Origin of the sequence: Pseudomonas peli, from assembly GCF_050563605.1 — a bacterium.
Classification (GTDB): Bacteria; Pseudomonadota; Gammaproteobacteria; order Pseudomonadales; family Pseudomonadaceae; genus Aquipseudomonas; species Aquipseudomonas peli_A.
Genome location: NZ_JBNXUH010000002.1, coordinates 443548 through 457143, shown reverse-complemented (window position 1 = coordinate 457143; position 13596 = coordinate 443548). Strand labels below are relative to the sequence as shown.

Genomic DNA, 13596 nt, shown 5'->3' with positions numbered 1-13596 from the left:
CGGTGAGCCTATTTCCACATGCTCCGCTTGTGTCGGATCGGCTGTTAGGTGTGGAATGCGTATATATCATTAGCCCGCGACCGTAGAGGAAGTGGGCTTATTTTTAATCAGTTCAATACTGATGGCTCAAATAGTTACTCAGCCGGAGCATAAGTAACTGAGTGCACCTAGGTTGCTGAAGTTAAAGAGAGAACTTAGCGGTGAGAAACATACCGTGGGCCATGGTATGCAGTTTAGCTCTGTAACTGCCGCAAATATCCCACCACATCCGGCGCACCCGCAAGACGCAGGCCTTCGCCCAGTGCCATGGCTTCGCTGGAGTGTTTGGGCAGCAGGAGAAATTCCGGTGAGCCTGGCGCGCCTAGCAGGGACAGGCGCGCATAGGGCAGGCCGTTATCCAGCAGTAGCGCCATAAACGCAGGGTCGCTCCAGGCCGCATTGGGCATGCCCAGTACGTGGTAGTGCTGCTGAAGGTTGCTTAGGCCTTGCTCGCTGAGGCGGTAATGGCTGAGTTCGGCTGGTAAGTTGACCTCCAACTCACGCCTGCGTGCGTAAGCGATGGCGCAGGCGAAGGCTTCGCTGTGATGCTCGCCGGCCCAGAACACCCGTTCACCGCGCCAGCTGGCTTGGCGCAGGCTGATGCGTTCGCCCGCGAGAAAGCGCGGTAGCGCCTGGCTGATGGCTTTGACGAAGTCCTTGTAACTGATGATGCGTACCTGGCGGCAGGGTTCGCTGGCGGCAAAAGCCTCGAAGCTGGCGTGGTTGGCTTGCTGAGGGTTGCAGGTCGATAGGCCGTCGATCATGCGCAGGTCGAACGATGACAGCTGCTGTTCTTGCGCCTCGATTACCCGCACCAGCATGGCGTGGGCTTGCGCCTTGTCTTCCTGAACCGGGCCTGAGAGTGCGCTGCGGGGCAGGTCTATCAGGCGGTGTAGCTGTGGGCCGTCTTGCCAGCAAATACTGTCACGCAGTTGCGGCAGAGGGCTGAAGGGCAGGCGAAGTTGGCTGGCGCGCTCGAGTATCTGGCGTTGCCCACGGCCGATAAGGCCTAGCCGTTGCGCTAAGGCACCGAGGCGTGAGCTGAGGGTGGAAGGCTGCTCAGACAGACTCATGGCCAGGTACGAACTCCAAAATCACCATTGCCAGTTTGGCAGAGCCCATGCGGGCCTGCACAGGCTTTATCGGCTGTGCCGACAGGTTTTTTACCGGGCATACGCGCCGCGTATGGCAAGATTGATGCTGTCAGTTGCAAAGGTGCCTCCATGCCCAGTTTGGTGTTTGATATTGCGTTACCGGCCGAGCGCTTGCGTGTGGTCTATCAAGGGCGTGCCAACCGGATATTAGTGCAAAGTCGCGATGGACGGAGTGTCAGTGTGCCGGCCCACCATTTTCGGCCGTTTCTGACCCATGACGGGGTCTATGGTTCCTTCGAGCTCGAGTTCAGCTCGGCCGGTGAGTTACTCAGCCTACGCCGCTTGGGCTGATAGCGCCGTGCGCCTCGCCTATCAGGTGCGCAGCCGGCTATAATCGCGGCCTTTGTAACTTTATCGAGCTAAGCCTGCCCATGTATACCCTGGCCCGCGAGCTGCTGTTCAAACTTTCCCCCGAAGCCTCCCATGAACTGTCCATCGACTTGATCGGTGCCGGCGGTCGTCTGGGGCTTAACGGTTTACTGACCAAGAGCCCGGCCGCGCTGCCGGTCAAGGTAATGGGGCTGGAATTCCCCAACCCGGTCGGTTTGGCTGCCGGCTTGGACAAGAACGGCGATGCCATCGATGGTTTTGCTCAGCTGGGCTTCGGTTTTGTTGAGATCGGTACAGTAACGCCGCGGCCGCAGCCGGGTAACCCGAAGCCACGTTTGTTCCGTCTGCCTGAGGCCGAGGCGATCATCAATCGCATGGGCTTCAACAACCACGGTGTAGATCATCTGCTGGCCCGTGTGCAGGCAGCCAAATACAAGGGCGTGCTGGGCATCAATATCGGCAAGAACTTCGATACACCGGTCGAGAATGCAGTGGATGACTATCTGCTGTGCCTGGACAAGGTCTATCAACACGCCAGCTACGTCACCGTTAACGTCAGCTCGCCGAACACCCCAGGGCTGCGCAGCCTGCAGTTTGGTGATTCGCTCAAGCAATTGCTCGAAGCCCTGCGCAAGCGTCAGGAAGATCTGGCCGCGCAGTACGGTAAGCGTGTGCCGCTGGCGATCAAGATCGCGCCGGACATGAGCGATGAGGAAACCATCGAAGTTGCCAATGCGCTGGTTGAGGCCGGCATGGATGCGGTGATCGCCACCAATACCACGCTGGGCCGCGAAGATGTGCATGGTCTGGAATGTGCGGATGAGGCGGGTGGTTTGTCCGGTGCACCGGTGCGTGAGAAGAGCACGCACATCGTGCAAGTGCTGGCCGGTGAGTTGAAAGGCCGTTTGCCGATCATTGCAGTGGGCGGCATTACCGAAGGCAAGCATGCGGCTGAGAAGATCGCCGCAGGTGCCAGCCTGGTGCAGATTTACTCCGGCTTTATCTACAAGGGGCCGGCATTGATTCGCGAAGCGGTCGATGCGATTGCGGCGTTGCCGCATAAGCCTCAGGCCTAAATCCTGCGGGCAATAAAAAATGGCCTGGAGCCATTTTTAACGTCGCATAGCGACGGCCCGAAGGGTGGCCATCCATAGATGGCAGGCAATAAAAAATTACCGGGAGGAATTTTTAACGTCGCGTAGCGACGGCCCGAAGGGTTGCCGCCATGGATGGCAGGCAATAAAAAGGGCTCCCTAAAGGAGCCCCTGGGCTTGCGCCCGCCGCTCGGATGGAGCGCGCATGGTGAGTCGGTAGGTTCCTGAATCAGCCGACAGCGTGAAGTTCGTTAAGTCGATGGATGCCGGCGGTGCCGGTCATGCCGTCCCAATTGTCACCGCGGCCTTCGCGCCAGCCGTTTAACCAGGCTTGGCGGACAGAGGGGAGGGTGAATGGACAGAGTTCGCGGGATTTACCACTGATGCCGTATTGATAGCCGCGCAAAAAAGCTCTTTCTAACGGATCACGCTTAAGTCTTCTCATAGGGTGAAGCCCTCAATGTTGACTGTTATGTCCCTTAGACCTTGTAGCAAGGTCAGGCAGAAACGTTCTGCCTACGGAGTCCGCTGCCGGCGTCGCGAGCCTCCTTGCCAGCACCGTTGCAGTGCTGGCCTAGGTAGATTTCTAACGAATGCGCGGGTGCCTGTGAATGACCGTTTCGTCATAAGGCCGTAACCTTTTTGAGGGTCGGGCCATAAGGCGGTGCGGCGCCTACCCGGAGTTATCGCTGTAACGCCTATGCTGTGGGCGTATGCGCTGGATATGCTGGTGTTTTGCTATCGCGAATTAATTGCGATTGAGACTGTTGTTTATTCCGACGAAGGGTCGCGCTGCGATGCTTTGTCACTTATTTTGGCCGTGCTGATTTGTCTGCGCGCCGTTGATTGCCTTAGGCACTGGAAACTCCCATGTCGGATCGTTACGAACTATTCCTCACTTGCCCCAAGGGTCTTGAAGGCCTACTGCTCGAAGAAGCCAGCAGCCTCGGCCTTGAAGACGCACGTGAGCACACCTCAGCCATTCGTGGCATGGCCGACATGGAAACCGCCTACCGTCTGTGTTTGTGGTCGCGTCTGGCCAACCGCGTGCTGTTGGTGCTCAAGCGCTACAGCGTGCAGGACGCCCAGAGCCTCTACGAAGGCGTGCTGGAGGTCGACTGGTTCGAGCACTTGGAATCCACCGGCAGTCTGGCCGTGGAATTCAGCGGTAATGGCTCGGGCATCGACAACACCCATTTCGGCGCGTTGAAGGTCAAGGATGCCATCGTCGACAAGCTGCGCCTGAAAGACGGTACGCGGCCATCGGTCGATAAGCTCAACCCGGATCTGAGAATTCACCTGCGCCTGGATCGCGGTGAGGCGATTCTTTCCCTCGACCTGTCCGGCCATAGCCTGCATCAGCGTGGTTATCGCCTGCAGCAGGGCGCTGCACCGCTCAAAGAAAACCTCGCCGCTGCCGTATTGATCCGCGCCGGCTGGCCACGTATTGCTGCCGAAGGCGGCGCACTGGCTGACCCAATGTGTGGTGTTGGCACCTTCCTGGTTGAGGCGGCGATGATCGCCGCCGATATCGCGCCGAATATGACCCGTGAGCAATGGGGCTTCAGCAAATGGCTGGGCCATGTGCCGGCTTTGTGGAAGAAAGTGCATGCCGAAGCCGAAGAGCGTGCGGCAGCAGGCATGGCCAAGCCACCGCTGTGGATTCGCGGCTATGAAGCCGATCCACGGCTGATTCAGCCAGCGCGCAATAACATCGAACGCGCTGGCATGAGTGATTGGATCAAGGTCTATCAGGGCGAAGTGGCGACCTTCGAGCCGCGTCCGGATCAGAACCAGAAAGGCCTGGTGATCTGCAATCCACCCTACGGCGAGCGCCTGGGTGATGAAGCCAGCCTGCTGTATCTCTACCAGAACCTCGGCGAGCGTCTGCGTCAGGCCTGCATGGGCTGGGAAGCGGCGGTGTTTACCGGCGCGCCGGACCTGGGCAAGCGCATGGGTATCCGCAGCCACAAGCAGTACGCTTTCTGGAATGGCGCACTGCCGTGCAAGCTGCTGCTGATCAAGGTGCTGCCCGAGCAGTTCGTCACCGGCGAGCGTCGTACCCCTGAGCAGCGCGAACGTGAACGCGAGCAGGCCGAAGCGGACAAATCCCCGCTTGAGCCGCTGGAGCGTCAGTACAACAAGAACGGCAACCCGATCAAACCGGCGCCTGCACCTGCCCCGGTGGTTGAGCTGGCGCGCTTGAGCGAAGGCGGGCAGATGTTTGCCAATCGCCTACAGAAGAATCTCAAGCTGCTGGGTAAATGGGCGCGCAAGGAAGGCGTTGAGTGCTACCGCCTCTATGACGCCGATATGCCGGAATATTCCATGGCGGTGGATTTGTATGGTGACTGGGTGCATGTGCAGGAATATGCCGCACCCAAGTCCATTGATCCTGAGAAAGCCAAAGAGCGCATGTTTGATGCCATCGCCGCGATTCCGCAGGCGCTGGGTGTCGACAAGAACAAGGTGGTGATCAAGCGCCGCGAGCGCCAGAGCGGCACCAAGCAGTACCAGCGCCAGGCCACCCAAGGCCAGTTTATGGAAGTCAGCGAGGGCGGCGTAAAGCTACTGGTCAACCTCACCGATTACCTGGACACCGGCCTGTTCCTCGATCACCGTCCGCTGCGTCTGCGTATTCAGAAAGAGGCCGCCGGCAAGCGCTTCCTCAACCTGTTCTGCTACACCGCCACCGCGACCGTGCATGCGGCCAAGGGCGGCGCGCGTACCACCACCAGTGTCGACCTGTCGAAAACCTATCTGGACTGGGCGCGCCGCAACCTGTCGCTCAACGGTTATTCGGACAAGAACAAGCTGGAGCAGGGCGACGTTATGACCTGGCTGGCCGAGGATCGCGGCGAGTACGAGCTGATCTTTATCGATCCGCCGACCTTCTCCAACTCCAAGCGCATGGAAGGCATCTTCGACATCCAGCGTGACCACGTGCAGATGCTCGATCTAGCCATGGCCCGTCTGACCAAGGACGGTGTGCTGTATTTCTCCAACAACTTCCGCAAGTTTGAACTCGATGAGAGCCTGGCTGCGCGTTATCAGGTTGAAGAAATCAGTGCATCGACTCTCGATCCGGATTTTGCCCGCAACCAAAAAATCCACCGCGCCTGGCGGATCAGCCTGCGCGGTTGATGCTTGCGCGCGCCTGCTCGCAGGCGCGCGGTGTTCAGGATTTGTTGCGGATCAGTGCGCGCAAGGCGAAGCGATTCGGATGGCAGGCCTGCGCCACGTCGGCGGGCACTGGCAGCGGCTCGTTGTTAAGCCAGGCGGCGATCAACTCGCCGGACAGCGGCGCGGTGATCAGCCCGCGTGAGCCATGCCCGCTATTGATATACAGGCCATCTAGCCAAGGGCAGGGCGTTTCCGGCACTTGGCGGGCATCCTTGCTTAGCACCGCATAGGCCTCGGAAAAGGCGGTTGCGTCGGCTAACGGGCCGACAATCGGCAGGTAGTCCGGACTGGTACAGCGAAACGCTGCACGGCCCTGCAGTTGCTCTGGGCTCAGCGCGGCGACGTTAAGCCGGTTGGCCAGCTCTGGCGATATCTTTTCCAGAAGATGCAGGTTGCTCACGTGATCGGCGCTGTTCAGCGCCAGGTCGTCACTGTTGAAATCAAAGCTCGCGCCCAGGGTATGTTCATTCTGGCGTACCGGGGCGACATAGCCTTCAGCGCACACCACTGTGCTTAATCCGCGGCTGGCGGCTGTGGCCGGCAGGCGGCTGATCTGCCCACGGATGCGTTTTAGCGGAAGGCCTGCGCTCTGACTAAAACCTTTGATCTCGGCAGCGCTGGCTAATACCACAACACTGGCGCTGGCCAGCAGCTGCTCGCCATTCCAGGCCTGCCATTGATCGCCTTCACGGCGCAGCTCCAATGCCTCCTGATGCAGTTGCAGCTGGATATTCGGCTGCTGGCTAAGCAGTGCACACAGTGCCGGCGGATGCACCCAGCCCGCCTCGGGATAGAACAAGCCACCGGCTGGCAGGATTATGCCGGCTTTGGCTTCGGCGGCGCTTCTGTCCAGGTTTGTCAGCAAGTCGGCCGGAAAGGCCGCAGCGAGTTGCGTTTGGCGCTGCGCTTCTTTGGCGTCGAAAGCCAGTTGCAGCACGCCGCAGTTATCCCAGTCTTGGCCTTTGTGCAGACGCTCTAGCAGCCTGCGGGTATGGCCGAAGCCGCTGACGATCAAACGTGACAGCGTGGTGTGATGGGCTGAGAGCTTGAGGTAAAGCACGCCTTGCGGGTTGCCCGAGGCCTCCTGAGCGATGGCGCCGTGCCGCTCCAGCAGGGTGACCTGCCAGCCGCGCTGGGCCAGGCTGGTGGCAGTGGCACAACCGGCCAGCCCTGCGCCAATCACCAGTGCGCTGCGCTCGCCAATCGGCTGCTGTGGGCGGGCAAACCAGGGATTTTCGGCTGTTTCAGCTGTACCGATAAAACCGCCTTTAAGCACTTCCCATTTCTTGCCCAGGCCCGGTACACGCTTCATCTTGAAGCCGGCATCGTTCAGCCGCCGGCGTACATAGCCGGTGCTGGTAAAGGTGCCGAGAGTGGTGTCGGCGTGGGACAGCCTAGCCAATTCGTTAAACAGTTCTGGCGTCCACATGTCCGGGTTTTTTGCTGGGGCAAAGCCATCGAGAAACCAAGCGTCGACCTTGGCATCCAGCTGCCCGAGCAGTTCCAGGGCATCGCCGATCAGCAGGGTCAGAACAATGCGCCCGCCCGCAAACACCAAACGCTGAAAGCCTGGGTGCAGCGCCACGTACTGCGCCAGCAGCTGTTCGGCGTAGGGCGCAAGCTCCGGCCATAAGGTCAGTGCACGGTGCAGGTCGGCCTTGTGCAGCGGGTATTTTTCCACGCTGACAAAGTGCAGACGCGCCCCCGGTGCTGCGTGTTGTTCAAATAGCTGCCAGGCGCAGAGAAAGTTCAGCCCGGTGCCGAAGCCGGTTTCGCCAATGACCAGCTGCTGATCGGCCGTCAGTGCGGCGAAGCGTTCCGGCAGCTGGTTGTTGGCGAGAAACACATAGCGGGTTTCGGCCAGAGCGTTCTCGTTGGAGAAGTACACATCGGCGAACTGGCTGGACAGCGGTTGGCCCTGTTCATCCCACTCAAGGAGGGCCTGCTGGGTTGGGGCTTCTGGGGCGTCGGTCACGGGTAGTCGATCGCGACGATGTACCAGGTCTTCTCGCCGGTCGGGGTTTGTACCCGTACCTCGGCGTCCAGGCTTTTGCCGATTAGGGCGCGGGCCAGGGGCGAGTCGATGCTGATCAGGTTGTTTTTCAGGTCCAGTTCGTCTGGGCCGATGATACGGTAGCGCGATTCAGCGCCGTCCTCATCTTCCAAAGTGACCCAGGCGCCAAAGTAGACCTTGTCCGGATCGCTGGGGTGGGCGCTGACGACCTTGAGGTTTTCCAGGCGCTTGGTCAGAAAACGTACGCGGCTGTCGATCTCGCGCAGCATCTTCTTGCCGTAGGTGTATTCGGCGTTCTCCGAACGATCCCCTTGCGCCGCGGCTTCACTGACCGATTGGGTAACCTGGGGGCGGCGAACATGCCAAAGCTCATGCAGCTCGGCGCGCATGCGGGCTTCGCCCTCGGGGGTGATCAAGGGCGTGCCGGCGGAGCGTGGTGGGCGGTAGCGACTCATTAGTTCAGCTTGTTGGAGGCGGTGCGCGAGTCTATCAGCCCTCGCGCAGCACCGTCAGCGGGCTGATGTTTAGCGCCCTGCGTGTACCAAGAACGCCCGCCGTGCCCACCAGCAGCGCGCCGATCAAGGGCAGCAAAAGCAGCCAGGGATGCGGCTGCCAGGTGAGGTCGAAGGCAAAACGATAGAGCAGGAAGCTGATCAGCTCACAACCAAAGGCCGCCAGCAGCCCGCTTGACGCGCCAAGCAGGCCGAACTCGGCGCGGCGCGCCTTGATCAACAGTTTGCGTTCGGCACCCAACGCGCGCAGCAGAGCGCCCTGGCGGATGCGTTCATCCAGAGTCGCCTGCAGCCCGGCGAACAGCACGGCAAGGCCAGCTGCCAGGACGAACAGCAGAACGAACTCAATGGCCAGTGTGACCTGGGCGAGAATGCTGCGCAGTTGCGCCAGCAGCGCTTCGACCTGCAGCAATGTCACGGCTGGGAAGGCGCGCGACAGTTCGACCAGTTGCTTTTCGTACTGCGGCGGCAGGTAGAAGCTGGTCAGGTAGGTGACCGGTAGATCCTGCAGGGTGCCGGGCTGGAAGATCATGTAGAAGTTGGGCTGGAAGTTGTTCCAGTCGACTTCACGCAGGCTGCTGACCACCGCGTCGCGGTTGAGCCCGCCGACACTGAAGCTCAGGCGGTCGCCCAATTTCAGTTGCAGGCTTTCGGCCAGCTCGGACTCCACCGATACGCCCGGCAACTCGCTGGTATGCGCATCCGTCCACCAGTTCCCTGCGATGAGTTTATTGTCCGCCGGCAAATCGGCGGCCCAGGTCAGACTTAGGTCGCGGCGAATCGCGCGCTCGCCCTGGGATTCCTTGCTGACGATCTGCCGTACTGGCTCGCCATTGATCATCACCAGTCGACCGGGCACCACGGGGAACAATGGTGCGGGGTGCGGTGATAGTTCATTAAGGCGAGCGGCGAAGGCGTCTTTGTCTGCCGGCAGGATATTCAGCGCAAAGTGATTGGGCGCGTTCTCAGGCAGTTGATCCTGCCAGGTGTCGAGCAGCTCGCCACGCAGCAAGGCGATCAGCGCCATGGCCAGAATGATCAGGCCGAAAGCCAACGATTGCCCGGCTGCAGCCAGTGGATGACGTAGTAATTGGCCCAGGCCCAGCCGCCAGGGCAGTGAAGCACCGGCCAGCATGCGGCGCAGGCTCTGCAGGCCGAGCAGCAGTAATCCGCCCAGCAGCAGCGCGGTTACCAGGCCGCCGCCGAGCAGGGCGAAGGTCAGCTGCAGATCGAGGCTTAAACGCCACATGATCAGGCCGAGTGCTAGCAAGGCTGCGCCATACACCAGCCAGGAACTGGCCGGCACCGGCAGCAGATCGCGGCGCAGTACCCGTAGCGGTGGCACGCGACCCAGCGCGGCCAGCGGAGGCAAGGCGAAGCCTGCGAGGGCGACCAGCCCGGTGGCCATACCAGCCAGCGCGGGCCACAGCCCGCCAGGCGGAATCTGCGCTGGGAGCAGGTCCTGCAGCATATTGAACAGAGCCAGTTGAGCCAGCCAGCCCAGCAATGCGCCGATCAGGCTGGCGGTAATCCCCAGCAGTGCCAATTGCAGGCTAAACAGACCGAGTGCCTGGTTACGGGACAGCCCCAGGCAGCGCAGCAGTGCACTGGCATCGAAACGCCTGGCGGCAAAGCGTGCGGCCGAAAGGGCCACGGCCACCCCGGCCAGTAGCACGGCGGCCAGGCTGGCGAGGTTCAGATAGCGTTCGGCGCGGCCCAGGGCGCTGCCGACCTGGCGATTGCCATCTTTGGCATCTTCCAGGCGCTGGTTGGGCGCAAGCGTGATGCCCTGACGATACTGCGCCAATGCATCAGCCTCGCCGCGCCACAGTTCCTGATATCGCACGCGGCTGCCGGGTTGCACCACGCCGGTGGCGGCGAGGTCATCCAGGTGCATCAGCAGGTGCGGCGTCAGGCTGTAGAAGTCGCCGGCTTCGTCCGGGAGAAAGGTCAATACGCGGGTCAGACGTAGGGTTTTTGCGCCGACTTCCACGCTGTCGCCAGGTTTGAGGTTAAGCGCGACAAACAGGCGGGCTTCGGCCCAGGCTTCGCCGGGCTGCGGACCGGGACCAGTGTGTTCGGTGTCGTACAGCGCGGCGGCACTCTTCAGTTCACCGCGCAGTGGATAAGCGTTGTCCGCTGCTTTGACGCTGGCCAGCTGGATACCAGCATCGCTGGCGACCACGCTGGAGAACTCGACTAGCTGCGCGTGTTCCAGCCCTAATTGTTTGCCGCTGCTGATCTGCTCGGCTGTGCTGGGCGAGCTGCCAGTCAGGCGCAGGTCTGCAGCGAGAAATTCAGTCGCGCGCAGCAGCATGCCGTCGTTCAGGCGTGCGCTGAAATAACCGATGGCCGTGCTGGCGGCGACCGCGATCAGCAAGGCGAAAAACAGCACACGCAGCTCGCCAGCGCGGGCATCACGCAGCAACTGACGGCTGGCCAGGGAGAGCAGGCGGGTAAACGGCAGATGGTTCATCAGGGTTCCACGTGGTCGACCAGGTGGCCGCCCTCTAGACGGATCAGGCGTTGGCAGCGGTGCGCCAGGCGCTCGTCATGGGTGACCAGCACCAGGGTCGCGCCGCGCTCCTTGTTCAGTTCGAACAGCAGGTCGCTGATCCGCTCGCCGGTATGGCTGTCGAGGTTGCCGGTGGGCTCGTCGGCAAACAGCACCGCAGGCTCGGCGGCAAAGGCGCGGGCAATGGCCACACGTTGCTGCTCGCCGCCTGACAGCTGGCGTGGGTAATGGGTCAGGCGCTGGCCCAGGCCGACGCGGTCGAGCAGGCTGCGAGCGCGCTGGCGGGCATCGGCATGGCCTTCAAGCTCCAGCGGTAGCATGACGTTTTCCAGGGCATTCAAACTGTCGAGCAACTGGAAGGACTGAAAGACAAAGCCGACATGTTCAGCGCGAACGCGTGCGCGTTGATCTTCATCGAGGCTGGCTAAGTCGTTACCGGCCAGCACAATGCTGCCGCTACTGGGCAGGTCGAGCCCGGCGAGCAGGCCGAGTAGGGTGGATTTGCCCGAGCCGGAGCTGCCGACAATCGCCAGGCTGTCACCAGATACCAGCTCCAGCGACAGATCATGGAGTATGGTTAGCTCGCCTTCCGTGCTGGGGACCACTTTGCTAAGGTTTCGCGCGGTGAGAATACTTGAGCTCATGGAGAATCCAATGCGTAAGTGGTTGATCGGTACTGCCCTGAGCCTGCTGCTGTGGGGGCCGGCGGCGTTCGCTGGTACCGTACTGGTCGTCGGCGATAGTATCAGCGCGGCTTTTGGCCTGGATACCCGCCAGGGTTGGGTCGCCTTGCTGGAAAAACGCTTGGCGGAGGAGGGTTTTGACCATCGAGTGGTCAATGCTTCGATCAGTGGCGACACCAGCGCAGGTGGCGCCGCACGGCTGCCTGCGCTACTTGCAGAGCATCAGCCGGAGCTGGTGATTATCGAGTTGGGAGGCAACGACGGGCTGCGTGGCCAGCCCCCTGCGCAATTGCAACAAAACCTTGCGGCCATGGTGCAGGCATCGCAGCAAAAAGGCGCCAAGGTGCTGATCCTGGGCATGCAGCTACCGCCCAATTACGGTGTGCGTTACACCACTGCGTTCGCTGAGGTGTTCCCCCAGGTGGCGAAAGAGTACGACACCGCCTTGGTGCCTTTCGTGCTGGAAGGTGTAGGTGGCGTGCCTGCAATGATGCAGAACGACGGGCTTCACCCTGCTGCCGTAGCGCAACCCAAGCTGCTGGATAACGTATGGCCGGCCTTGAAACCTTTGCTCTGACAGGCTTTTCTGGGCGGTGCCTTTCGGCTAATGTGGCGGCCCCGCACTGGAGCCCTCAATGCCGCGCCCTGCCTGGTCCTTGCATGCCTACCAACTGATCGAGCCCGACGAGCAGCTTGACCTGTTCGCCTGCCGAGAAGTGCGCGTGCATTTGCTGGCGCGCCAGCTTGAGTTGGGCCAGTTTGCCGACCGTACGTTGTGCGGTGGTTTGTTGCCGGCGCAGCCGGTGTGGCGCGATCTGGATAAGACGATGCTGCGTGACAAGCGCTTGTGCCCTGCGTGCCGGGCAACACTTGAGGCGCAGAAACGCGGTGATCGTCCAGCATTGCCGGGGGCGTTGAGCTATCCAAGCCGCTGATCAATCGGTGTACAATCGCCTTCTACTTTTACCAACCATTTTCGTCAGGAATTTCCGGATGTTGTCGCGTGCCATTGCCGTCACCCGCTGCCTGCCGCTTGCCGCTGTCTTCGCGGTAGCGTCTGCCAATGCTCTTGAGTTTCCTCTGCCGCCACCTGGCGAGGATATCGTTGGTGAAGTGCAGGTGATCCAGGCCAAGTATGAAGACACCTTTGCCGATCTAGGTGTGGCCAATGACCTGGGTTATCTGGAAATGGTTGTGGCCAATCCAGGTGTTGATCCCTGGCTGCCGGGCGCTGGCAACGAGATTATTTTGCCGACGCGCTACATTCTGCCGCCTGGCCCGCGCGAAGGCATTGTGATCAACCTCGCCGAGTACCGCCTGTACTACTACCCGAAAGGTCGTAACGTGGTTTACACCTATCCATTGGGTATTGGTCGCGAGGGCTGGAGCTCGCCGGTTGCCAATGCGCGCATTACGGCCAAGACGCCGAACCCGGGCTGGACGCCGCCTAAGTCTATTCGCGAGGAGCATGCTGCCGATGGTGATCCGCTGCCGGCTTACGTGCCGCCAGGCCCAGATAACCCGCTGGGTCCATACAAGATGGGCTTGTCGGTGCCGGGTTACCTGATTCACGGCTCGAATAAGAAATTTGGTATCGGTATGCGCGTTAGTCATGGCTGCTTCCGCATGCTTAACCATAACGTGCTGAAGTTGGCTTCGATGGTTTCTGTGGGCACCTCGGTGCGTATCATCAACGAGCCTTACAAGTTTGGTCGTAGTGGCGGCAAGGTCTATCTGGAAGCGCACGCACCGCTGGATGATTCCGGTGATGCTTCGGTGGTCGATAAACACACTGCAGTGATCAATGCGCTACTGAAAAATGATCAGTTCGCCGATCTGCGTCTGGATTGGGAAATGTTGCGCGAAGTAGTAGCGGCTGAAGATGGCTTGCCGGTTGAAATTGCTCAGCCTGATCAGGCCATGGTGGCGACCGAGCCAGCTATCTGACTTCAGCTTGTTCAAAAGCCCGTTATGCGTAATCGCTTGCGGGTTTTTTATTGTCTTTTGATTGATGGGTACTTTCTCTTGGCAATAAAAAAGCCGACCCAGAAACTGGGTCGGCTTGTCATAGC

12 protein-coding genes are annotated in these 13596 nt (G+C 60.6%); 6 read left to right on the top strand and 6 right to left on the bottom strand.

Annotated elements, in window-relative coordinates:
- Window positions 1-233: 233 nt before the first annotated feature.
- The gene (locus ACQ4LH_RS04385) at window positions 234-1112 is read right to left on the bottom strand and encodes a DUF6685 family protein (protein ID WP_430696089.1); all 879 of its coding nucleotides are present in this window, start codon (window positions 1110-1112) and stop codon (window positions 234-236) included.
- A gap of 150 nt (window positions 1113-1262) precedes the next feature.
- On the opposite strand from ACQ4LH_RS04385, the gene ACQ4LH_RS04380 reads away from it, so the two are divergent.
- Together ACQ4LH_RS04380 and ACQ4LH_RS04375 are read left to right on the top strand one after the other, a co-directional pair.
- A complete protein-coding gene (locus ACQ4LH_RS04380; protein WP_430696088.1) occupies window positions 1263-1484 on the top strand; it encodes a DUF2835 domain-containing protein in 222 nt (73 codons plus the stop codon).
- Window positions 1485-1564: 80 nt separating this feature from the next.
- On the top strand, window positions 1565-2599 hold the full coding sequence (locus ACQ4LH_RS04375; RefSeq protein ID WP_430696087.1) for a quinone-dependent dihydroorotate dehydrogenase: 1035 nt from the start codon (window positions 1565-1567) through the stop codon (window positions 2597-2599).
- A gap of 247 nt (window positions 2600-2846) precedes the next feature.
- Here the strand turns inward: ACQ4LH_RS04375 and rmf are convergent, their stop codons facing one another.
- A complete protein-coding gene (gene rmf / locus ACQ4LH_RS04370) occupies window positions 2847-3062 on the bottom strand; it encodes a ribosome modulation factor (RefSeq protein WP_090255928.1) in 216 nt (71 codons plus the stop codon).
- 425 nt (window positions 3063-3487) lie between these two features.
- Between rmf and rlmKL the strand changes: the two genes are divergently transcribed.
- Complete coding sequence (gene rlmKL / locus ACQ4LH_RS04365; protein ID WP_430696086.1) at window positions 3488-5761, top strand: bifunctional 23S rRNA (guanine(2069)-N(7))-methyltransferase RlmK/23S rRNA (guanine(2445)-N(2))-methyltransferase RlmL; 2274 nt, start codon at window positions 3488-3490, stop codon at window positions 5759-5761.
- 34 nt (window positions 5762-5795) lie between these two features.
- Here the strand turns inward: rlmKL and mnmC are convergent, their stop codons facing one another.
- From mnmC to ACQ4LH_RS04345, 4 genes are read right to left on the bottom strand one after another with little or no spacing between them, the layout of a single operon-like run.
- Window positions 5796-7775, bottom strand: coding sequence for a bifunctional tRNA (5-methylaminomethyl-2-thiouridine)(34)-methyltransferase MnmD/FAD-dependent 5-carboxymethylaminomethyl-2-thiouridine(34) oxidoreductase MnmC (gene mnmC, locus ACQ4LH_RS04360; RefSeq protein WP_430696085.1), 1980 nt, complete (start codon window positions 7773-7775; stop codon window positions 5796-5798).
- Entirely contained in the window at window positions 7772-8269 is a 498-nt protein-coding gene (gene greB, locus ACQ4LH_RS04355; RefSeq protein ID WP_430696084.1) for a transcription elongation factor GreB, read from the bottom strand. Before greB ends, mnmC begins: the two co-directional genes overlap by 4 nt.
- A 34-nt stretch (window positions 8270-8303) precedes the next feature.
- The gene (locus ACQ4LH_RS04350; RefSeq protein ID WP_430696083.1) at window positions 8304-10802 is read right to left on the bottom strand and encodes an ABC transporter permease; all 2499 of its coding nucleotides are present in this window, start codon (window positions 10800-10802) and stop codon (window positions 8304-8306) included.
- Window positions 10802-11485: an ABC transporter ATP-binding protein gene (locus ACQ4LH_RS04345; RefSeq protein WP_430696082.1), complete on the bottom strand. Its 684-nt coding sequence runs from the start codon at window positions 11483-11485 to the stop codon at window positions 10802-10804. Before ACQ4LH_RS04345 ends, ACQ4LH_RS04350 begins: the two co-directional genes overlap by 1 nt.
- Window positions 11486-11495: 10 nt before the next feature.
- Between ACQ4LH_RS04345 and ACQ4LH_RS04340 the strand changes: the two genes are divergently transcribed.
- From ACQ4LH_RS04340 to ACQ4LH_RS04330, 3 genes are read left to right on the top strand one after another with little or no spacing between them, the layout of a single operon-like run.
- A complete protein-coding gene (locus tag ACQ4LH_RS04340; RefSeq protein WP_430696081.1) occupies window positions 11496-12101 on the top strand; it encodes an arylesterase in 606 nt (201 codons plus the stop codon).
- 58 nt (window positions 12102-12159) lie between these two features.
- A complete protein-coding gene (locus ACQ4LH_RS04335) occupies window positions 12160-12459 on the top strand; it encodes a hypothetical protein (RefSeq protein WP_430696080.1) in 300 nt (99 codons plus the stop codon).
- 58 nt (window positions 12460-12517) lie between these two features.
- Window positions 12518-13471 carry a L,D-transpeptidase family protein gene (locus ACQ4LH_RS04330; RefSeq protein WP_430696079.1) on the top strand — a complete coding sequence of 318 codons (954 nt, stop codon included), beginning with the start codon at window positions 12518-12520 and terminating at the stop codon, window positions 13469-13471.
- Window positions 13472-13596 lie beyond the last annotated feature (125 nt).